This window comes from Bradyrhizobium sp. T-1 (genome assembly GCF_053592855.1).
This window is the reverse complement of the sequence record NZ_CM132115.1, coordinates 445283-464630: the sequence shown is the minus strand read 5'-3', so window position 1 is coordinate 464630 and position 19348 is coordinate 445283. Positions and strand designations below refer to the sequence as shown.

The window sequence follows — 19348 nt, the reverse complement described above, 5'->3', positions numbered from 1 at the left end:
TCAACAATCGGCTGAAGCCCTCCTTATTTGAAACTGCTCCCGTCGCTAACACCGGTCGCGGAACGGGAGTGGCTTGCGATGAAAGATGAGATTGCTGAGTTCGCCGGACGAAGGCTCAAGACCTTCGGACGGCGGAAAATAACGCCGCGCGCATGCGTCGCCGACGGCAAGCGCCATCTGCGCGCGTTCCTTGCCGAGATCCTGGAGGATTTCGGCTTCGTCACCTGCGAATGTGCCAGCGCCGACGAGCTCAAGACCGTGCTCGCGGGCGAGCTGCCCGATCTGATCCTGTTCGGCGTCGCCGCCGATGGCATCGAGCCCGGCACGTTTCTGGAGACGCTGGTGCGCGAAGCCTTCGACGGCAAGGTCCTGGCCGTCGGCGCCCGCGAGTCGATCATCGTCAAGGCCGTGCAGCAGGTCGGGGAGGAATATGGCCTCTCGATGCTGCCGCCGCTCACCACGCCCTTTGCCGCGGAGACGCTGCGCGATCGCGTTGCAATGCTGCTGCCGGACGAGCCGGCGCCAAGCCCGGCCGTGCATGTCGGCGAAGCCCTGCATGCCGGCTGGCTCGAGCTCTGGTACCAGCCCAAGATCGACGCGCGCACGCTGATCCGCTGCGGCGCAGAGGCCCTGGTGCGGATGCGCCATCCGACCTGGGGCGTGGTGCCGCCGGCCTATTTCATCCCGGAAGAACACGATCCGCATCTGCGCGATCTCTCGGAGTTCGTGATCGAACGCGCCGTGCAGGACTGGCACTATCTGCTGGAGCGGCAAAGCCCGGTCGACCTGTCGATCAACCTGCCGGCGTCATATCTGAAGGAGCCGCAGGCCGTGCGCGATCTCTGCCGCCGTGTCCCCACCCATCCGGCGTTCGGAGGACTGACGATCGAGATCGACAGCGAGGAAGCGATCCGCGACCTCGATCTCCTCGTCGAGGTCGCGCGCGAGGTGCGCCTGCATAACATCGGCCTGTCGATCGACAATCTCGGCGTCAATTGGCCGTCGCTGATGGATCTCGGCCGGATTCCCTTCATCAAGCTGAAGGCCGACCGGCATTTCGTGACCGGCAGCGCGAACGACCGTCTCAAGCGCACGGTCTGCCGCCACATCGTCGAGCTCGCGCAGGGCTACGGTGCACGCGCAGCCGCCGAGGGCATCGAGAGCCGCGCCGACCTAGTCGCGGCAAACGAGCTCGGCTTCGATCTCGTGCAAGGCTTCCTGTTCGGAAAGCCGATGCCGCTGAAGAAATTTGCGCGGAGCGCGCTGACGCGAACGGTGATGGATCAGGCGTGAGGCACGAAAGCCCTCACGCATACCGCCGCGCGAAGAAGACGCAGACGACCACGAGCGCAGTGGCGGCGATCATGCTCCATGCGACCGGCTCGTGCAGCAGGAAACCGGCCAGGGCGAGGCCGAAGAAGGGCTGCAGCTGCTGCAACTGGCCGACGCGCGCGATCCCGCCGATCGCGAGCCCGCGGTACCAGAAGATGAAGCCGACGAACATGCTGAAGATCGAGACATAAGCGAGCCCGATCCAGGCCGGGGCACTGACGCCGCTCCATGTCGACGGCCAGGTTAGTATCACGACAGGCAGCATCAGCGGCAACGCCAGCAGCAGCGCCCAGGAGATCACCTGCCAGCCGCCGATCCGGCGCGACAGCGCCGCACCCTCGGCATAGCCGAGCCCGCACAACACGATCGCCGCGATCATCAGGAGATCGCCTGCAAGTGAGGCTGAGCCGTCGTTCGAGAGAGCGAAGCCTGCGACGGTGGCGCTGCCGAGGACCGCGAACAGCCAGAACAACGGTTGCGGCCGCTCGCCGCCACGCAACACGGCGAAGATCGCGGTCGACAGCGGCAGCAAGCCGATGAAGACGATGGAATGTGCCGAAGTAATGTGCTGGAGCGCGAGGGCGGTCAGCAGGGGAAAGCCGACCACGACGCCGATGGAGACGATGGTGAGCGAGGCGATATCCCTGCGCTGCGGCAACGTCTGACGCAGCAGAACGAGCACGGCCGCACCGATCAGCGCGGCGATGATCGCGCGCGCCGAGGTCAGGAACAGCGCCGAGAAGCCGCCGACCGCCACGCGCGTCGCCGGCAGTGAACCGCTGAAGATGATGACGCCGAGAAGCCCGTTGCCCCAGCCGCTGCCCGCAGATTGCATGTCCGTCCCAGCTTTCTGAGTTGCCATCCTCGGCGTTTCGCGGTGGCCAGACCAGTCACAATCCAGTACAATTCGGCAGAACTGTATGGGTGTGGGAGGCGATACACCTTGGACATCGAAGCGCAATCCAGGGGACGCGGCGGCGCGCGGACCATTGACGTGATGAGCGCGATCCGCGCCAAGGTCGCCGGCCGCGCGCTCGGCCCCGGCGACCGCCTACCATCGATCCGCAGCTTTGCCGCGACGATGGGCGTTTCGCCGTCGACGGTCGTTGAGGCCTATGACCGCCTGGCCGCCGAAGGCCTGATCCGCGCACGCCGGGGCTCGGGCTTCTATGTGTCGCCGACCGTCGCACCGCCGCTTGCGTTGACCGAGGTCGAGCCGCGCCGCGACCGGGCGGTCGATCCGTTCTGGGTCTCCCGGCAATCGCTCGACGCCGACGATGCCGTGCCCAAACCCGGCTGCGGCTGGTTGCCGCCGGAGTGGATGCCGGAAGCCGCGTTGCGCCGCGCCATCCGCGGACTTGCCCGCACCGACGCGAGCGTGCTGACCAATTACGGCTCGACATCCGGCTCCCTCGCGCTGCGCAGGCTGCTGCTCGCACGCCTCGCGGAGGACGAGATCGAGGCCTCGCTCGGCCAGCTGATGCTGACGGGTTCGGGCACGCAGGCAACCGATCTCATCTGTCGCTTCCTGCTCCGCCCCGGCGACACCGTGCTGGTCGACGATCCCTGCTACTTCAATTTTCGCGCGCTGCTGCGCGCGCATCAGGTCAGGATTGTCAGCGTGCCCTACACGCCGACGGGTCCTGACGTCGCTCGCTTCGAGCAAATTCTCGCAGCCGAACGTCCGCGCCTCTACATCACCAATTCAGCGCTGCACAACCCGACCGGCGCGACGCCCTCGCTTCAGACCGCGCACCGGCTTTTGACGGCAGCGGCGGCGCATGATCTCTCCATCGTCGAGGATGATATCTTTGGCGACTTCGAGCCGGAGCGCTCGCCGCGCCTTGCTGCGCTGGACGGACTGAACCGCGTGATCCGGATCGGCAGCTTCTCAAAGACACTGTCCGCCTCCGTGCGCTGCGGCTACATCGCCGCGCGCGCCGATTGGGTCGAGCATCTCGTCGACCTCCAGGTCGCAACCAGCTTTGGCGGCCCAAGCCCGGTCGCGACCGAGATCATCGCAAAAGTCCTCGCCGGCGGCAGCTATCGCAAGCACATCGACGAGCTCAGGCAAAAACTGACGCGCACGCGCCGCGACGTCGCGCGAAAACTTGGGGCGCTCGGCATCGAGCCCTGGCTGATGCCGCGCGGTGGCTTCTTCCTCTGGTGCCGCCTCGCCGACGGACGAGATGCCACCGCCGTTGCGCGCACCGCGCTCGACGAGGACGTGGTGCTGGCACCCGGCAACGTGTTCAGCGTGTCGCAGGCGGCGGAAAACTTCCTGCGCTTCAACGTCGCGCATATGAATGATCCGCGGATGTGGGATGTGCTGCGGCGGGCGTTGAAGGCGGGCGCCTAGTACAGCGGCTCCTCATAGACCGGCTCGCCGTCGAGCAGCAGCCGCTTGATCGCGGCGCGGCCCGAGGGCAGCACGGCGGCGACGACGCGGAGCTTTTGCTGGTTACGGGCCTGCTCGAGCTTCCTGCCCTCGCCTTCGGGCACGAAATAGCTTTCGAGGCCGTATCGGATCGTCAGCTTGTCGCAGAAAATGCGATTGGTCGAACCGCAGGAATAAGCGACGCGGCCGCGGATCAGCACTTCCGGCGCCGTGACCGCGACGGGCTCGGCGTGCACAGAAACGGGCTGATAGAGGCCGCTGGCATCAGGCGCGAGCTTGACGAACACGACGGGATTGCGCCCGGCCATCGGCTGGCCGGCGAGGGCGCCTGCCGGCAGCTGCGTGATGTCGTAGCCGAGCACGACATAGTCGCCGCGCAGGAGATCGCGGGGATCGACCGGCCGGGTCTGCAAGGTCACCTCACGGCCTTCGCGCAGGATCTGCATGCGGTCGGCGACCATCAGCGCCAGCAGCGCGCATTGCAGCAGGACGGCGACACCGAACAGCACCGCCTTCGGGATGCGTTGCCAGAAATTTGTGATGGCTTCGATCATCGCTCAGCCCTCGGCAGCAAGCGGTTGAGCGCTGATGCAAACACCACGGCAATGAGTCCGGCTGCCGCGAGAAAGGCCGAACGACGCAGCAGCGAGCCCTTCACCACCCAGGTGATCGCAGCGATGACGCCGGCGATGCCGAGCCAGCCGGCCACGATGCGCGGACGCACATCGTCGAGCACGCCGGAGACGACGAGGCAGAGCATGGCGCAGAGCAGCGCGGCATAAGCGAACCAGGGCTCGCCGGGGGCAAATGCCGGCCAGATCGGCGCCGCAACCAGCACGAGGCCGATCGCGCAGGCGGCGAGGATTTCACCGGCGCGCCTGGTGAGGCCGGCAGAGGCGAGCGCGAGAATCACGCCCGCGACGCCGCACGCAATCGTCCACAGCGGCTGGGCCTCCATCGCGGCCGTCCGAAGACGGAAGAGATCGTCGACTGTCGCCACTTCCAGGAAGGCGACGACGGCCAGTGAAAATGCACCGTAGATCGACAGAACAGATCCAAGCCGGTGCGCTCTTGGCGACGGCGCGGCTGATATCGCGAGCCCGGCGCCGAACAGCAGGGCCGCACCGTTCGCCAGCACGAATGACGGCTGGGCGCCATCGAAGTCGAAGCGAAGCGACGTTGCGACCCACCAGGGAAGTACCGCAACCGCAACGAGATGGGCGGCGACGCGGGAATCCCACGCGAGCGCGAGCGCGGCGGCGATGAGCCAAGCCACCAGGAACTGGAGATGAAGCGCATCCGGCACGTCATAGACGCGCATGCAGGTCCAGATGCAGGCCGCCGCAAGCCCGACCGCCAGCGCGCCGCGCGAGCCGGTCAGCAGCGCTGCGGCGAACGCTCCGATCGACCACAGCAGCATGCCGCCGGCAAAATCGTCGCCAAGATGATACATCTGACCGACCAGCGCGATGCCGGCGCCAAAGATGATCGCGCCGATGCTGGCGCAGAGGTCGGCGAGAACATGACGGCCGGTCGCGGCGAACCACGCGCCGAGACCGCCGGCGACGGCCATCCCGGCGAGCAGGATCGCGAAGCGCAGCAGCCGCGCGATCTCGGTCCAGTGCGCCGCGACGAAGGCAAGGAATGCAGCCGCGATGAGAAGACCACCGACGATGGCAACGACCACCGCGATGTTGATACCGGGCGACAGCGGCGGCAGCGCATGGCGGATCGAGGTGGCGGCCGCCGGCGCGATCACGCCATCGGCTTCCCATTGCGCAAGATCAGCCTCCAAGCGTTGCCGATAGGCCTTGTCGAACATCGTCGTGAATCACTGGCTCGCTGCCGTCGCGGAAGATTGGTCGGACCGCGCCGGTGACAGGTTCAAGCTATCGCCGGTCTGGGGGCTTCCGTCGCGGGACAAGAAACTCGAAAACAACCCCATGCACAGTAGCCAGCCTATGTCAGAACAGGACTCTTGCCAACAATTGCGGAATTACAGAAATTTCGCTTGTTCCGTCGGGCAAAACAGATGCACGATGGCATCATGGCAGGAGGTCGGTCGGCAGGGTTTTGGCCCAACTCTCTTGAAGGCGTTTGGTGCGCGTTGTTGTGCACTGTCACCGCAACATCCAGCATCCGCTCAGGCGAATTGAGAATATCGGGACAGCTGGAAGAAGGGTTCTGCTTGGTAGGACGGATCGGTGGCGAGGCGCGCAAGCCTTTGCCCGATGGCGGGCGCGAACTTCGCACCATGGCCTGAACACGCGGAGCAGACGATCAGGCGGGACTCCGGCCAGCGATCGATGATGAATTCCTCGCCCGCATCGGGCAGGCGGTCGGCGGGCGCGGTGTTGGTGTAGAGGCAGACGTCGCGATCGATGATGGGCCCGGCCGCGCCCGGGACGAGGGCGGCCAACGCTTCGCCGATCGGCCAGAGTTCGGCGTCGGTGGCATGCGGACCCCAGTCGTCGGGGCCGACCACGGGCCCGTGGTTGTGAGGCGCAGCTTTGACGCCGCGCTGTTCGAAGTCCGGAAAGCCGTAGACCACGTCGTTCGGACCTCGGTCCAGAATGAAGATCGGGAAACGACCTGAAACCACAGTGTCGGGGCTAGCAGGCTCGAACCAGCCGACCGCCTGTCGGGTCACGTTGAGCAGCGCGGTGAGTTGCGGGAGTGCGCGGCCGAGCCATGGGCCCAGCGCCAGGATCGCGCGCTCGGCGAAGAACTCTTCGTTGGCCGTGCGGATCGACACGCCGTCGTGGTGCGGCGTGAAGCTCGCGTGTTCCGGAATCACACGCTCGCCGGCACGTGCGCGCATCAGTCTCATGACTGTAGCGGTGTGCAGGATCGCGCCGCCGTCCTGCACGACGACGTCCCAGTCGTCGGGCAGGGCGAAAGCCGGAAATTCCTTGTTCGCAGCAGTCGCGGTCATCTTCGGATCCGGGCGCCCTGTCGCGATCGCGGCCGCGCGCGAGGACGCCACCATGGCCGAGCCGGGGCGGCCGGCCTCCAAAATAGGGGTTTCCGTCAGAATCGTTTGACCGCTTTCGGTCTGTAGCCGGATCCAGCCGGCATGAGCCGCGTCGCTCAGGCTGGTGTAGTTGGGGTTTTCGAAATTGAAGCGACGGAAAATACGACATGAACCATGGGACGAGCCGCGATCCGAACCTGCTGCGACAGGATCGAAGCCGAGCGCATCGACGCCGGCATCCAGCAATGCGCCCAGCGCTGCTCCGCCCATGAGCCCCAGACCCAGCACGGCGACTTCGCATTTTCGCATGTAGGCCTCGCGAGCGATGCACCAACGCGCCGATCATCCTGATGATTTCGCGTGTTTGCAAGGTCTACGGGAGGGCGATTACGGCCGGCATAGACAATGCCGTATCAGATCGATGGGGCCGCATAGTGATGCACCGTCAGTGCAACCTGTCAGAATAAGGACCACGCCGAAGCGGAATTTTGTTTGCTCGACGTTCGCCGCCGGACAGTACCAGTTTAGTGCACCGACCCGCGCATATCGGATGGTATGGCGTGGCTGCTCATCTTGGGTGACATTTTGGACGACCTGAGACCGTCATAGCATTAGCTCAAATTTGGCGATGCTAAACTCGGCCGGGCTCAACTTCACTTCGAACTTAGCGCTTTTTGATTTCTCACCCCGCTTCCCGGCAGTGGCAGGAGACAGGTTGAACTCCGCGGTCAGTACGCCGTCGATTTTGGCTTGCCTTCCAGGGAGACGCTCGGCGCCTTCAATCGCGACGGTTGTAGTGACAAACGCAGATTCGGGTAGGTCCTGCAACCAGAGGCTTCTCAAATTGTCGCTGCGATGCAGCTTTCGCTGCAAGCTCTGCTGAACAAAATCCTTGAAAGCATCTGGCCAGAGCCTCTTGGGCTGAGCCAAATGCGCAAGAAGGATTGCTGTCCATTTCGGATCTTGCACGTTCGCAAGAAAATAGAGGTCCCCGACCATCAGAGGCAATGCGCTCCTCCAGGCATCATACTGGGCAAGCGCAGCCTTCTGGCTTCGCTTATCTGACATAAGCTGTACGTAAACCGCCGGTCTTTTCGAACGCGCTGTATGTCCGACCGCTATCAGAAGCGGTTCTTCGCCATTGGTCGATATTAAGAGATCACCATTTCGATCGTCCTCAACCTCATATCCCGCAGCGGCCAAAATGATCTTCGCCGTTTGCGCTAGAGCTTCTTCGGGAGAGCGAGATTCATCCGTGATGCCTGTTAAGAACAGCTCAACCGTCGCCGGGATGTTTCCGCCTGGCAAGAACCGTCGCTGTATCCACCTGGACTCGACGTCGAGATTGCCCATCTCGTGTGCGGCCGCCGCGCCTTCATCAAAAAGCATAGCCTTCAGTTGGCGGGTTACGTCTACAGCGAAGCTGCTATCTGGACGACCAACAGAGCTCAGAGAGACCTCGGCCCGACTCGCGCGGCTAATCGAAACCCAAGGGTTTGCGGCAGCGGCTACACTTCTGGCGAGCGCCCCTTGATAGCCCCTTAAACCATGGCGCGTCCATGCGATGGAGTAGATCGAACGCCCCTTTGGCAATGCGTTATGGCCCTGCAACAAACGACCAAGCGCCACAATTAACGAAACAAGAAGCGTTCCTCGAGATGTTTTCGTGCTGGCTTCCCCAATAGGAAAATCGTTGTCGGGAATTACAATGATTCCTTCGAATCTGTCCGACTTAAACAGTGCGGAATCTGCTTTATCAGAGGGAACACCATCCTGGGTACGGTGAAGGACAATAGCATACGGTCGCACATCAGAGGGCACAGCGTCGAGGAAGTGTCCCACCGCTGAGATATTCTCTTCGACGGAGCTAATCACGACGAGCAAAATTGGGGCTCTTGCGCTCGCCAGCCCGCTCGTCCGCTGAGTTGCGGAGATAATAGACGCATCCTCTGCACTCAAGCTGCGGCTTGTATCAATCTCTACAGCGGGAATACCTCGCCTTTGGATTTCCTTGGCTGCAAAAGTCGCCGTTTGCCCGAATGCCGCAACCAACCAGCGGTCGCTTGTCCTTATTGTAATTGGAGCTACCGGGGCCTCTTGACCGAGTAAACCATCAGAACCAACAACGAACTGCAACTGACTGGGTTTGGCGAAGGCGCCGATGTGGAATCGAAGTCCCTGCTTGACACCTTCGATCCACGCGTCCCAGTCCATATCTGGTTTAAGACTGTCGTGAAGTTTTGCCGAGCACGTGAGGACCGGACGACCATTCTTGATCGCAAGTGTCATACCGCCAAGTTGGCTCCAATCATCAAATTTGATTGCATGACCAGCGATATATCTCTGAAGATTTCGCCGCGCTCGCTCGGCCAAGAATGTGTGATCACGCCAGTAAACCGCTGAGAACGATGAGACCGACCGAAGAAAGCGATAAACTTCTTGCGCGGCCTCCGAGATCAAATGATCCAATTCACAAAATTCGACGACATCCAGTCGAAGGCTAGGCAAATCGATAAGGGTCCGATCGACAGCGAGCCGCGTAAGCTTTGGCTGCAACTCCGATCGTGTTCCTACAATAACTTCCTGGCTTGGCATTTCAAAAGCATGGATTACCGGATGGTTTACCCTCACGGTTAGGTCGCCATGCCAGCTAGTAGAGCTCAGCGCGTCGGAGACAACTTCAAAGCCCAGAATGGTCTCCGCGCTCAGGCTCACTCTTTGGGCATAAAGCGCGTTCCCGTACGGCGGCCGAGTGAAAATGGGCAGCAGAAACGATGGGGCAGTTAGAGTGGGATTATGGGTCGCATGTAGCCGATACGGCTCCGCTCTCATCAAATCCGATGCTGGCTCGCCTAAAGCCATTTTTTGCTCTCAAAATACTCTCGAACCACGTTACGTACAGAGACATGAAAGTCACCGACATAGTAAGGCATATCAAATGGGTAAACGAGAAGGTCAGCGCCGAGATGGCGCGCGATCTTAGCCACCACTCCGCTCGCGACCCCGGACGGAACCACGATGGCCTTTACATTGCCTTTCAAAGCGACGGGAGATTTTAGCTGCACCTCGATGGTAGAGCATCTTTCGTCGAATTTCTGGGACAAGGTATTTGATATAAGGCTGTAATAGTGCGCTAGTGCGATGGATGCTGCGCTTATGCCAAGCCCACTCAACTGTCGGCATTTGTAGTAGTTGAGGTTGGACCCCCATAGCCGCTCTATCAACTGCACCGCGCTGGCAGTCTTCTGTGGAAGCTCGAAATGATCCTTTTCCAGCGTCGAATGCATCGCCGCCTTATATTTAGGGAACGCTCCAGAATCGAAGGGAAGCACACGTTGGGACTTGTTCGCGAGTTTGCTGTTCAGGAGGAAGCAAACCGGGGAGTAGCTTTCGAGATGATGGGACACACCATCCGCTTTAAAACGGTAAGCTGGCCGACCGTAAAAGGTATAGATCAACATGCCGCCGTAGACGGGACAGGCCTTCTTAGACGCAAACTCACCATCCCCTGCGATAGCTAGGAATGACGCCCAATCAGTCAAATGAGTCAGCGGAAGCTCCGCCGGCTTAGCTTTGGCTGCTACCGACAGCCCAGCAAGCTGTTTCTCAAATACTCTTTTCATTATTCCTCTTGCGCCTCGGGAGATGGCTCGGTGCATCGCACCGTACTTCCGTAACCCGGGAGACCGCTGGCTCTTTCGGCTCGTACCCAATAGATATTACAAGCTCGGAATATCTGCCGCGCGACGTGGAATCTCCTGATATGACGCTAGCGCGATTCAGCGCGGCTGCAGAACCGATCCCATCATAAAGCTCAACGATGCTGGGATGGTTCGCATTGGTAATGAGAAGCTTTGCCCCTCGCGAGGCAGCTGCCTTAACTTCATCTCGAAGTCGGATTTGATCTTTCCAATCAAAAATTTTCTGATTGTACTTCACGAACCCATTAGAATTGTGTCGCACGGTGTAGGGCGGATCAACGAAAACAAAATCGCCCTTTTTCGCAGCCTGAAGCGAGCCTGCAAAATCACCTGACAACAACTGCACCGGCTTTAGAAGTTTCGAGATCGCATTGAAATCGTCATCGGGGAAAATCACCGAGTCCTTCGTTCCACGAGGCACATTGAAAACACCACGCAAATTTTCCCGATAAATGCCATTGAAGCATGTCCGGTTAAGATAGATGAATTGCGCCGCTGTCTTCGCAGGACTTCGAAAAGCGGCATTCCTTATCTCATAGTAGAACTTGTCTGAATGATCGCGCTTGAACTCACGGAGATATCGCCAAACGCCATCGGGGTCCGACTTGACCGTGAGATAACAATCAATCAATCGCTCATTCGAATCCGAAAGTATGGCCTCTTTCGGACGCAGCGAGAAGAATACGGCACCGCTTCCTAGGAAAGGTTCGATGTAGCGATTGAACGTGCGCGGAAGCAGATAAGAATGACTAGACACAAGCCATCTCTTACCCCCAGCCCATTTCAGGAAGGGCTTAGCGACTTGGATAGGATCAGACATTTCTAGCGCTTAGCTGCTCGTCAAGAAATTCCAAGAAATCCAAGTCAGCATCTTTGTAGTTGCGCCCATATGGATGGGCAGGAATACGCCGCACTTCATTTAGCCGTTCCAGCCATTTCAGATACTTTTGCTGCCCCTTCCTGTCATCCGGGAGCTGGATACTCATCGTCTCCTTAAAGGAGTCCCAGTTATTTTGGTGCTCAACGATTTTCTTAAGGTCAATAAGCTCCAGATAGTTCTCAGGAGGCATCTGCTGATCGCCATCTTCGTACTTCTTGTTCATGGCAGACAACTTGATGTCCTTTTGAGGAATGCCCTTGTCGAAATGCTCACCGGGGTAGGATGTCTTTAGTACTGTGACAACGTGACGATGAACGCGGTCAACAAGGGCCTTTGTGGTCGCATCCGCACGCTCTGCAGTTTCCGAAGCCTGCTCAACAGCAAATTCTTCAAATCCAACGGGCACGAAGTCCGAGAACTTGGTGCGAACGATCAAGCAAAGCTGATGGAAGTAGCGCGGCGGGCCATCATATCGAGCGCACGCGAGGCAATGGCACTCATTCGCTCATTGAAGTCTTCGGAATCCAGGTTCAATTCGCCAGACAATTCGTCAAGCAATCCACGGGCAACTTTCTGCTGCTTGCTGTTAATCGTCGCGAACAGTTCAGCCTCCGAAACCGTCGAGAGCTTTTCGAACGCAAGAACTGGAAGCGCATGCTTTGCTTGCTTCTCGGCCTCAGTGAATCCGAACAAGCGATGCTGACCATCGATGATCCAGGCGCTCTTGAACCGATCGGGAAGAAACAAATTTCCAAATGTGATTTGGCGATCTTCAAAGGAAGACTGCTTCTCAAATCGAACATCCTCGCGGAAATTTATCAGAATGCAGTTCGGAAAGAAGCCGCCCGCATCCAAGTATCCGCCGATCTCCTTGATCCGCGATCGTTTGAGAACACGTTGATAGGCAGGCGCACCTTGGATATCGCGAAGACCGCGAGCCAAACGACTTTTAACTTGCGATCCGTTCCATAGTGTTTGCGTAGAGCATTGGAGATCGGACGCTGATAGGAGGCAAATTCGCCGATGTCTTTCTGTAGGCTTCGCGTCTGCTTTCGAAGACAAGACTTGCATTCGGCAATAAAGACAACATCGCCAATGCGACCGAACACATCGATCTGCTTGCGTACTGGATGGCCCTCAAAGGTCACTTGGATCTGAAAAGCTCGTCCGCAGCTAAGCTCCTCAAAGCCAAATTGATACAGGACGCTCCAGAAGCGATTTTCGAGAATCTCGTCGTGGGTCTTTTGCTTCTCAATCAGAGTTTTTTCGGCCGACAACGTGCGACGTACCGTCCACCCTTCGGCGATCCAAGCCTCGACATCGCCTGGACTAACCCTTTTTTGAAGGACCCTTGGCTTGCGACGCTTGTACTCGGTTATCCGCTGCTGCTTTTCGCCGATCACGCTGCCTAGTACTGGCTGATCTTTTGGCGTGGGAGCTTCTGATACAGCTGCTTGCCTGCTCCGTGCAGCGATCGCCCCTCGTCTTCTCCTCGCCATGCGAGTGATTCTCCCCAAATCCCTTCAGGGCTCACTGCTCGCGATGCGAGCATGATTGTCAATACAACCTTGGGCCTTGCTAACCGTCACAACATCACGCACGCGTACGGACAAGCACTGTCCGTTACCCAAATTCGCGACCCCAAAGAGGCGAACAACCGCGACCGATTTTAACTGATTGATTTTATTTGTACATTGAGTGGAGTCGAACCACCGAGCTCGCGCCGCGCAGCGAGTTCGGCCAGAAAATTTCGCACCGAAAGTCACTAGGGAGTGGATTCAAAACTATCTGGCGGAGAGGGAGGGATTCGAACCCCCGATAGGCTTGCACCTATGCCGCATTTCGAGTGCGGTGCATTCAACCACTCTGCCACCTCTCCTGAAGGCGCCATATGTAGAGGCAGGGCCCCTGTGGTTGGGGGCGTTAATAGGCGAGGATGGCGGGCCAGACAAGGCGCGAAAGGGGAAAATCCGGTGGTTGTTTTGCCGGGTTTGGGCTGTTCTCGCCGCGTCGAAGACAATCGGCACCTTTTTCTGGGCTACCCCTCTCCCTAACCCTCCCCCACATCCGCCTTCGCCCGAAGGCGGGCTTCGGCGGACAAGAGCGGGGAGGGAACGCACCTCCCTTGTCGCGGCGAAATGAGACCCAATCTCATCATGCTCAAAGGACTTGCCAGCCAAAGGAACTGCCATGGAGCAGCTGACGATCCCGGCCAATGGCGCCAAATTCCATGTGGTGCGGGCCGGACGCGGAAAACCGCTGCTTTTGCTGCATGGTTGGCCGGAATTCTGGCTGACCTGGGAGCCGGTGATCTCGCGGCTTTCGGACCGTTTCATGCTGATCGCGCCCGATCTGCGCGGGTTCGGCGACAGCGACAAGCCGGATGGCCCTTACGGGCCTGATGGCCATGCGGCCGACATGCTGGCCCTGATGGACGCCCTTGGCATCGACCGATTCGCTGTCGTTGGCCATGACGTCGGCGGCGCGGTGATGCAGCCGCTGGCGCGACGGGCGCCCGAGCGGCTGGCCGGGCTGTTCTTCTTCGATTTCGTCTATCCCGGGATCGGGCCGCGGATGGCGGCGCCTGATCGGCTCAACCACATCTGGTATCAGTCCTTCCAGCAGATGGAGATGGCGCCCCGGCTTGTGGGCGCGAGCCGCGAGAGCTGCCGGCTCTATATCGCGCACTTCTTGAAAAACTGGGCGCATCGCAAGGACGCGTTCGACGATGTGCTCGACGCCTTCGGCGACACCTACCTTGGGGATGGCAATCTCGCCGGCGGCTTTGCGCATTATCGCGCCTCGCATGCCGGGCGCGTTGCGATGATGAAGGGCGAAGCGCCGGTGCTACCGCCGATCAAGGTGCTGACTTGCGTGCGCTGGGCCGAGCACGATCCGCTGTTTCCCTATGAATGGACTGACCGTCTCGGCGAGACGTTCAGCGCGCTTGATCTGGCGATGTTTCCGGACGTCGGGCACTTCCCGCATCGGGAGGATCCGGATCGTGCGGCGGCGGAAATCGCGGGGTTCTTTCAGCGCATTGGCTGGAGTTGAGGTGGGCTGAGCCAGGGCGGGATCGTCCCGCGCGTGGCGGGTGAGGGTTCTTTCCTCTTGGGGATTGTCCCGTTGCGGAGAGACCCTCTCCCCAACCCTCTCCCGCAAGCGGGCGAGTGGGCCCAGCGCCGATGCCGCCGCATCGTGCAACCATTATGCGATAGCCCTGCCCGCATCCGCCTTCGCCAAGGCTTCGGCGGACAAGAGCGGGAGAGGCGAAGCAAGAAAACGGGTGGGACCGCCAGACGCGGTAAACACTGGCGGTCCCGTGCCGCTCATCGAAATGCTGGCCAGGAAGGGCGGCTTCGCAGGCCTGCGTGAGGCGACGGTTCGACCCTAGCGTGCAGCCGCTGCGCCGCAACGCAATCCACTCCTTAACCTAACCAGTCAAGGTTACTCCTTGTCGGCCTTGCCGCCATCCTTGTTGTTTTCCTTGTTGTTTTCCTTGGCCTTTTTCTTTCCCTCCGCAGAATCCCGGTCTTTGCCGTTGCTGCCCTCCTTGCGGCGATTGGTGAAGCGCGCATTGCCGAGGCCGGTCCCGATGGTGAGCACGCCCCAACGATCGACATCCTGCATGAACGGCACCTCGGAGAGGCCCTGAACCACGCCGTCATTGTGCATCAGGATCGCGGTGTCGTGCTCGCCGATCTGCGGAATGCCCTCGATCAGGCTCGCCGGGAGGTTGAATTTGCTGCTCTCCCAATTGCCCGGCAGGTTCTGCGCGCCTTTTTCGATCGACCCATCCGCATTGATCACGCCGGGACAGGCGATGCCGATGAAGGGCGCGAGCCTGAAGCCTTCCTTTTCAGCCTCAGCGATCAGCCCCTTCAGCATCTTGGTCAGCCGCTTCACGGCGCCCTCGCGCGTCGGCTCGTCGTCGGCATGACGCCAAAGCTCGGACTTCACGACCTTGGCCTTCGACAGGTCGTTGGCCTTCTTCCAGTTGGTCTCGACCAGGCCGCAGCGGATATTGGTGCCGCCGATGTCGACCGCGAGGATGCTGTCATGGGCCTCGAAAATCCAGGACGGCGCCAGATGCAGCGTGCCGATCAGGCCGGCGTCGTCCGGATGATGCCGGATCGGCACCATGTCGATCTTGAAGTCCTCGGCCTTGAGGATGATGTCGGTGCGCGCGATCGCGAGCTCGCCGAGCCGTGAATCGCGAAAACCACCGCCGACCACGATGCGCTCGGTCTTGGCCCAGGCCTTTGTCTTCAGGAAACGTCGCGTGACGTAAGCGAGCTCCTGGGCAAATTCCTCGATCGCACTGTGGACCACGGCAGAGGCCTCGGTGTCGTCGCCGACCAGCATCGCATCCAGCGTCTTCTTGCTGATGCTCTCCGACGGCTCCTTGCCAAACGGATCCTCGCCGGTCTTGCGCAACGGCTTGCGCCAGCGGTCGAGGATTTCGCGGAATGCGCCCTTGCTGGCGCGGTCGCCCAGGAAGCCGTCCTCGTCCTTGATCTCGATGTTGAAACTGTCGACGTTCACCGACGGCAGCCGCTCGGCGCCGTGGTGGGCGATGCCCGTCGTCTTGACCAATTCGTCCGTTGCCATGGAAGCCCTTGCCCGAATGCCAATTCGCAGAGAACAACGGTGCGGGAACCCATTGGTTGCTGGGCGGGCCGAGATTCAGTAGGGGGCGAGGAAATGGCCCAAATCCTTCAAATCCGGGCGCTTTTCGGCAGTTTTCCTTGACTCTTCGGGCCCGGCGGCTATAAGTCCGCACACCCGGCGCGGGGCGTTTCTCGCGCCGCTTGTTTTTGCGTGGGTTTTCAAAGGGATAACTCCCACCCGCGCAAAACGCAGTAAACCCATAGCGACTGACCAAAAAGCCGACCCGGACGATGTTCGTCCCGAGGCCGGGATTGAACACGGAGAAAAAACGATGTTCGCAGTCATCAAAACCGGCGGCAAGCAATACCGCGTCGTGCCGGATGATGTTCTCGAAGTAGGCAAGATCGAAGGCGAAGTTGGCACGATCATCCAGCTGAGCGAAGTTCTGGTGGTCGGCGGCGACACGCCGGTCCTGGGCGTCCCGACGGTGGCCGGCGCCTCCGTTGCGGTCGAGGTGCTCGACCACAAGCGCGGGCCCAAGGTCATCGCGTTCAAGAAGCGCCGCCGCAAGAATTCGCGCCGCAAGCGCGGCTATCGCGACGAGATTACGGTTCTGCGCGTCACCGAGATCCTGACGGACAACGCCAAGCCCACCAAGGGCCCGCGTCCGAAGAAGGAAAAGGTGGCGAAAGAAGCCGCCGAGTAACGAAAGCCGATCACGCCAATTCACGAATTGATGCGTGCGACGTTTTGAAATGATTCCGTCAAGGAATTGACCTAGAACTACGCAGGATTTCGGAGACGAGCCATGGCTCACAAAAAAGCAGGCGGTTCATCGCGCAACGGCCGCGATTCCAAGGGTAAGCGCCTCGGCATCAAGGTGTTCGGCGGGGAGCGCGTGATTCCCGGCAACATCATTGCGCGTCAGCGCGGCACCACCTGGCATCCCGGCCTCAATGTCGGCATGGGCACGGACCACACTCTGTTCGCCAAGATCGAGGGCCGTGTTGAATTCCAGGCCAAAGCCAACGGCCGCACCTTCGTAGCGGTACTCCCGCTCGCAGAGGCTGCTGAATAGACGGTGGATCTAATTTGGAGTCCGCCGGGTCCTTGACCGAACCGGCGGAGTTCCAGAGATCGTAGAGATCGAAGGCTCCAGGGGAGGCAGGGAAACCGGCCTCCCCTTTCGTTTGTCGTGTTCACTTTCACTTAGTGACTTTGACGGAGCCGGACATGTTGCAGGATTTCTCGAGCGCGACCTTGCAGGAGGCGAGACCGAGCGTCGTCGCCACCGAACGGCTGACCTTGCGGCGGCCGACCCTCGCCGACGTCAAGACCATCGCCCGCCTCGCCAACGATCGCCGTGTCGCGGAAAACACCCGTCGCCTCCCCCATCCCTATTCGCAGGACGACGCCGTCGAATTCGTCCGCGCCACCGCCGCGCTCGGCAGCGAGACCGTGTTCCTGATCGAGCACGACAGCGGGCCGGTCGGCATGGTCGGCATCGACTGCTCCGCACCCGGCAATGCCGAGCTCGGCTACTGGCTCGGTGTCGAGCATTGGGGCCGGGGCTTTGCCACCGAGGCCGCACGCGGCGCGATCGACTTCTTCTTCGAGGAGTTCGAGGACGACCATCTCTATGCCGGCGCGCGCGTCACCAACCCGGCCTCGCGCAACGTGCTGGAGAAGTGCGGCTTCCAATGGAGCGGCGTGCAGCTGCATCGTTTCCTGGCGCTGGGCTCGTCGACGCCGGTCGACTGCTTCCGCCTCTCGCGCGGGGTGTGGTCGTCGCTGAAAAGCTGGAGCAGCGCGAGAAGGATGAGGTAGGGCGGAGAGCCTGCTCCATTCACAATGTCGTCCCGGCGAAGGCCGGGACGACCGCTCGGACGCGGCTACACCGGCGGACTCACCTCTTCGCTCGGGCGCCCGAGATCACGTTCCCGCAAGTAGATGTAGAACCCGGCTCCGATGATGATCGCCGCACCGACGATCGTGGCGATGGACGGCACGTCGCCGAACACGACGAAGCCGAAGATCACGGCCCAGACGATCATCGAATACTGATAGGGCACCACGACACTCGCCGGCGCGAGCTTGAGCGAGCGGTTGACGCAGAACAACGCGGTCACTGAAATGAGACCCGCCAGTGCGAAGAACACGAGGCTGCGAGGGGTCGGCGGCACCCAGTGGAATGCCGACAGTACCGCGCCCAGCGAGAACGTGCCGATGAATTGCGAGGACGCCATCACGATGTCGGGCGTCTTGCGCAGGCTGCGAGTGATCAGCATCAGCGTCGCGAAGGACAGGCTGCCGCCGAGCGCGATCAGCGCCGGCAGGCTCACCGTCTGCGCCGACGGCCGCAGCGCGATCAACACACCACAGAAGCCGATCAGAATCGCGGTCCAGCGCCGCCAGCCGACCTTCTCGCCCAGAAAGATCGCCGACATCGCGGTGACGAAGATGGGACCGGCGAGATAATAGGTGATGACATCCGCGAGCGGCAGATAGACGGTGGCGAGGAAGAACGCGGCCACCTCCAGCGTCGACAGCACGACGCGAAACAGCTGCAGGCGCGGCCGCTCCAGATGCAGGAACAGGTCGCGCTGTTTCCAGATCAGCGGCGACAGCAGCAGCAAGGCCGCGCAGGCGCGCAGAAACAGGAGCTGCCCCACCGAATATGTCCCGACCAGGAACTTGCCCATGGCGTCGCCGAACGAGAACATGAAGATCGACAGCACCATGAGGGCGATGCCGGCCAGCCGTGCCGAGCGCTCGTCATAGGCGGAGAGATTTTTGAAGAAAGGCATTGAGCGCCGTTTTAATGAAGCAGGCGGCCGCGACAAGCCCGCGCAAGCCGAATTGAACGCATTGTCGCACTCTTCGGGCCCCGGTAGCGATAGGCCGCCTACACACAGAGAGCTTGGACATGACCGACTTCGACCCGGCCCAGCACCGCATGATCACCGCGCAACGCTGGTTTGAGGATTTCGTGGCCGGCGAACGCTTCGTGCTGCCCAGCCGCACCCAGACCACGGCGGTGTTCGCGGCATTCCAGACCGCGAGCGGCGACACCCATCCGGTGCACTACGATGTGGAATATTGCCGCGCCCGCGGCATGCCGCATCTGCTCGCGCATGGTTTCCAGACCCTGATCCACACCGCGCCCGGCGCGGGCCTGTTTCCGTTCATGGTCGAGGAGTCCCTGGTCGGCTTCCTCGAGCAGTCGAGCCGGTTCCTTAAACCCGTGTTCGCCGACGACACGATCTATCCCGCGCTCGAAGTCACCGAGCTCGTGCCCGGACGGACCACCGGCGCGGTCACGCTCAAGAGCACCGTGTTCAACCAGCGCAAGGAGCTGGTGCTTGAAGGCATGCAGAAATTCCTGATTCGGCGGCGGCCGACTGGTTAAGCAAGGGACGAAAATCGCGGAAATTCGGCCGATTTGCGGGTAA

19 protein-coding genes and 1 tRNA gene are annotated in these 19348 nt (G+C 60.9%); 7 read left to right on the top strand and 13 right to left on the bottom strand.

Features of this window, described 5'->3' with window-relative positions; all coding sequences use genetic code 11:
* The first annotated feature begins 78 nt into the window (after positions 1 to 78).
* Positions 79 to 1293, top strand: coding sequence for an EAL domain-containing response regulator (locus ACWAT4_RS02240; protein WP_212303118.1), 1215 nt, complete (start codon positions 79 to 81; stop codon positions 1291 to 1293).
* Positions 1294 to 1306: 13 nt separating this feature from the next.
* Here ACWAT4_RS02240 and ACWAT4_RS02235 read toward each other — a convergent pair whose 3' ends face one another.
* The gene (locus tag ACWAT4_RS02235) at positions 1307 to 2167 is read right to left on the bottom strand and encodes a DMT family transporter (RefSeq protein WP_212303119.1); all 861 of its coding nucleotides are present in this window, start codon (positions 2165 to 2167) and stop codon (positions 1307 to 1309) included.
* 108 nt (positions 2168 to 2275) lie between these two features.
* Between ACWAT4_RS02235 and ACWAT4_RS02230 the strand changes: the two genes are divergently transcribed.
* Positions 2276 to 3691 (top strand): aminotransferase-like domain-containing protein, encoded by a 1416-nt coding sequence (locus ACWAT4_RS02230; RefSeq protein ID WP_449729703.1) that lies wholly within the window; start codon positions 2276 to 2278, stop codon positions 3689 to 3691.
* On the opposite strand, the gene ACWAT4_RS02225 is transcribed toward ACWAT4_RS02230, so the two are convergent.
* From ACWAT4_RS02225 to ACWAT4_RS02180, 10 genes are all read right to left on the bottom strand, one after another.
* The gene (locus ACWAT4_RS02225) at positions 3688 to 4284 is read right to left on the bottom strand and encodes a GDYXXLXY domain-containing protein (RefSeq protein ID WP_449729702.1); all 597 of its coding nucleotides are present in this window, start codon (positions 4282 to 4284) and stop codon (positions 3688 to 3690) included. The two genes, ACWAT4_RS02230 and ACWAT4_RS02225, sit on opposite strands and share 4 nt — an antisense overlap.
* Positions 4281 to 5552, bottom strand: coding sequence for a DUF2157 domain-containing protein (locus tag ACWAT4_RS02220; RefSeq protein WP_449729701.1), 1272 nt, complete (start codon positions 5550 to 5552; stop codon positions 4281 to 4283). The genes ACWAT4_RS02225 and ACWAT4_RS02220 overlap by 4 nt, the downstream gene beginning before the upstream one ends.
* 321 nt (positions 5553 to 5873) lie before the next feature.
* Positions 5874 to 6950 carry an FAD-dependent oxidoreductase gene (locus ACWAT4_RS02215; RefSeq protein WP_449729700.1) on the bottom strand — a complete coding sequence of 359 codons (1077 nt, stop codon included), beginning with the start codon at positions 6948 to 6950 and terminating at the stop codon, positions 5874 to 5876.
* 357 nt (positions 6951 to 7307) lie between these two features.
* Positions 7308 to 9335 carry a hypothetical protein gene (locus tag ACWAT4_RS02210; RefSeq protein ID WP_449729699.1) on the bottom strand — a complete coding sequence of 676 codons (2028 nt, stop codon included), beginning with the start codon at positions 9333 to 9335 and terminating at the stop codon, positions 7308 to 7310.
* 221 nt (positions 9336 to 9556) lie between these two features.
* Positions 9557 to 10327 (bottom strand): hypothetical protein, encoded by a 771-nt coding sequence (locus tag ACWAT4_RS02205; protein WP_449729698.1) that lies wholly within the window; start codon positions 10325 to 10327, stop codon positions 9557 to 9559.
* The gene (locus tag ACWAT4_RS02200; RefSeq protein WP_449729697.1) at positions 10311 to 11225 is read right to left on the bottom strand and encodes a DNA adenine methylase; all 915 of its coding nucleotides are present in this window, start codon (positions 11223 to 11225) and stop codon (positions 10311 to 10313) included. The genes ACWAT4_RS02205 and ACWAT4_RS02200 overlap by 17 nt, the downstream gene beginning before the upstream one ends.
* Positions 11218 to 11721 (bottom strand): hypothetical protein, encoded by a 504-nt coding sequence (locus tag ACWAT4_RS02195; protein ID WP_449729696.1) that lies wholly within the window; start codon positions 11719 to 11721, stop codon positions 11218 to 11220. The genes ACWAT4_RS02200 and ACWAT4_RS02195 overlap by 8 nt, the downstream gene beginning before the upstream one ends.
* Positions 11718 to 12152, bottom strand: coding sequence for a DGQHR domain-containing protein (locus ACWAT4_RS02190; RefSeq protein ID WP_449731326.1), 435 nt, complete (start codon positions 12150 to 12152; stop codon positions 11718 to 11720). The genes ACWAT4_RS02195 and ACWAT4_RS02190 overlap by 4 nt, the downstream gene beginning before the upstream one ends.
* A complete protein-coding gene (locus ACWAT4_RS02185; protein WP_449731335.1) occupies positions 12104 to 12784 on the bottom strand; it encodes a hypothetical protein in 681 nt (226 codons plus the stop codon). The genes ACWAT4_RS02190 and ACWAT4_RS02185 overlap by 49 nt, the downstream gene beginning before the upstream one ends.
* A gap of 290 nt (positions 12785 to 13074) precedes the next feature.
* Positions 13075 to 13164 (bottom strand) — tRNA-Ser (locus tag ACWAT4_RS02180).
* Positions 13165 to 13475: 311 nt separating this feature from the next.
* On the opposite strand from ACWAT4_RS02180, the gene ACWAT4_RS02175 reads away from it, so the two are divergent.
* Entirely contained in the window at positions 13476 to 14339 is an 864-nt protein-coding gene (locus tag ACWAT4_RS02175) for an alpha/beta fold hydrolase (RefSeq protein WP_449729695.1), read from the top strand.
* A gap of 393 nt (positions 14340 to 14732) precedes the next feature.
* Here ACWAT4_RS02175 and ACWAT4_RS02170 read toward each other — a convergent pair whose 3' ends face one another.
* Positions 14733 to 15896, bottom strand: coding sequence for an ROK family protein (locus ACWAT4_RS02170; protein ID WP_212424063.1), 1164 nt, complete (start codon positions 15894 to 15896; stop codon positions 14733 to 14735).
* Between the two features lie 331 nt (positions 15897 to 16227).
* Between ACWAT4_RS02170 and rplU the strand changes: the two genes are divergently transcribed.
* The 3 genes from rplU (at position 16228) to ACWAT4_RS02155 (ending at position 17723) form a co-directional block, all read left to right on the top strand.
* Complete coding sequence (rplU, locus tag ACWAT4_RS02165; protein ID WP_212303127.1) at positions 16228 to 16602, top strand: 50S ribosomal protein L21; 375 nt, start codon at positions 16228 to 16230, stop codon at positions 16600 to 16602.
* A 102-nt stretch (positions 16603 to 16704) separates the two neighbouring features.
* A complete protein-coding gene (gene rpmA / locus ACWAT4_RS02160) occupies positions 16705 to 16974 on the top strand; it encodes a 50S ribosomal protein L27 (protein WP_092234086.1) in 270 nt (89 codons plus the stop codon).
* 155 nt (positions 16975 to 17129) lie between these two features.
* Entirely contained in the window at positions 17130 to 17723 is a 594-nt protein-coding gene (locus ACWAT4_RS02155) for a GNAT family N-acetyltransferase (protein ID WP_212424064.1), read from the top strand.
* 65 nt (positions 17724 to 17788) lie between these two features.
* Here ACWAT4_RS02155 and ACWAT4_RS02150 read toward each other — a convergent pair whose 3' ends face one another.
* Complete coding sequence (locus ACWAT4_RS02150) at positions 17789 to 18703, bottom strand: DMT family transporter (protein WP_212303129.1); 915 nt, start codon at positions 18701 to 18703, stop codon at positions 17789 to 17791.
* A 119-nt stretch (positions 18704 to 18822) separates the two neighbouring features.
* Here ACWAT4_RS02150 and ACWAT4_RS02145 point away from each other — a divergent pair, with 119 nt between their 5' ends.
* The gene (locus ACWAT4_RS02145; protein ID WP_212303130.1) at positions 18823 to 19305 is read left to right on the top strand and encodes a MaoC family dehydratase; all 483 of its coding nucleotides are present in this window, start codon (positions 18823 to 18825) and stop codon (positions 19303 to 19305) included.
* Positions 19306 to 19348 lie beyond the last annotated feature (43 nt).

Excerpts from the sequence above, each read along its gene's own strand:
- ACWAT4_RS02240 (WP_212303118.1), top strand. The coding sequence starts at position 79 with ATGAAAGATGAGATTGCTGAGTTCGCCGGACGAAGGCTCAAGACCTTC.
- ACWAT4_RS02235 (WP_212303119.1), bottom strand. The coding sequence starts at position 2,167 with ATGCAATCTGCGGGCAGCGGCTGGGGCAACGGGCTTCTCGGCGTCATC.
- ACWAT4_RS02225 (WP_449729702.1), bottom strand. The coding sequence starts at position 4,284 with ATGATCGAAGCCATCACAAATTTCTGGCAACGCATCCCGAAGGCGGTG.
- ACWAT4_RS02220 (WP_449729701.1), bottom strand. The coding sequence starts at position 5,552 with ATGTTCGACAAGGCCTATCGGCAACGCTTGGAGGCTGATCTTGCGCAA.
- ACWAT4_RS02205 (WP_449729698.1), bottom strand. The coding sequence starts at position 10,327 with ATGAAAAGAGTATTTGAGAAACAGCTTGCTGGGCTGTCGGTAGCAGCC.
- ACWAT4_RS02200 (WP_449729697.1), bottom strand. The coding sequence starts at position 11,225 with ATGTCTGATCCTATCCAAGTCGCTAAGCCCTTCCTGAAATGGGCTGGG.
- ACWAT4_RS02185 (WP_449731335.1), bottom strand. The coding sequence starts at position 12,784 with ATGGCGAGGAGAAGACGAGGGGCGATCGCTGCACGGAGCAGGCAAGCA.
- ACWAT4_RS02175 (WP_449729695.1), top strand. The coding sequence starts at position 13,476 with ATGGAGCAGCTGACGATCCCGGCCAATGGCGCCAAATTCCATGTGGTG.
- ACWAT4_RS02170 (WP_212424063.1), bottom strand. The coding sequence starts at position 15,896 with ATGGCAACGGACGAATTGGTCAAGACGACGGGCATCGCCCACCACGGC.
- rplU (WP_212303127.1), top strand. The coding sequence starts at position 16,228 with ATGTTCGCAGTCATCAAAACCGGCGGCAAGCAATACCGCGTCGTGCCG.
- rpmA (WP_092234086.1), top strand. The coding sequence starts at position 16,705 with ATGGCTCACAAAAAAGCAGGCGGTTCATCGCGCAACGGCCGCGATTCC.
- ACWAT4_RS02155 (WP_212424064.1), top strand. The coding sequence starts at position 17,130 with ATGTTGCAGGATTTCTCGAGCGCGACCTTGCAGGAGGCGAGACCGAGC.
- ACWAT4_RS02150 (WP_212303129.1), bottom strand. The coding sequence starts at position 18,703 with ATGCCTTTCTTCAAAAATCTCTCCGCCTATGACGAGCGCTCGGCACGG.
- ACWAT4_RS02145 (WP_212303130.1), top strand. The coding sequence starts at position 18,823 with ATGACCGACTTCGACCCGGCCCAGCACCGCATGATCACCGCGCAACGC.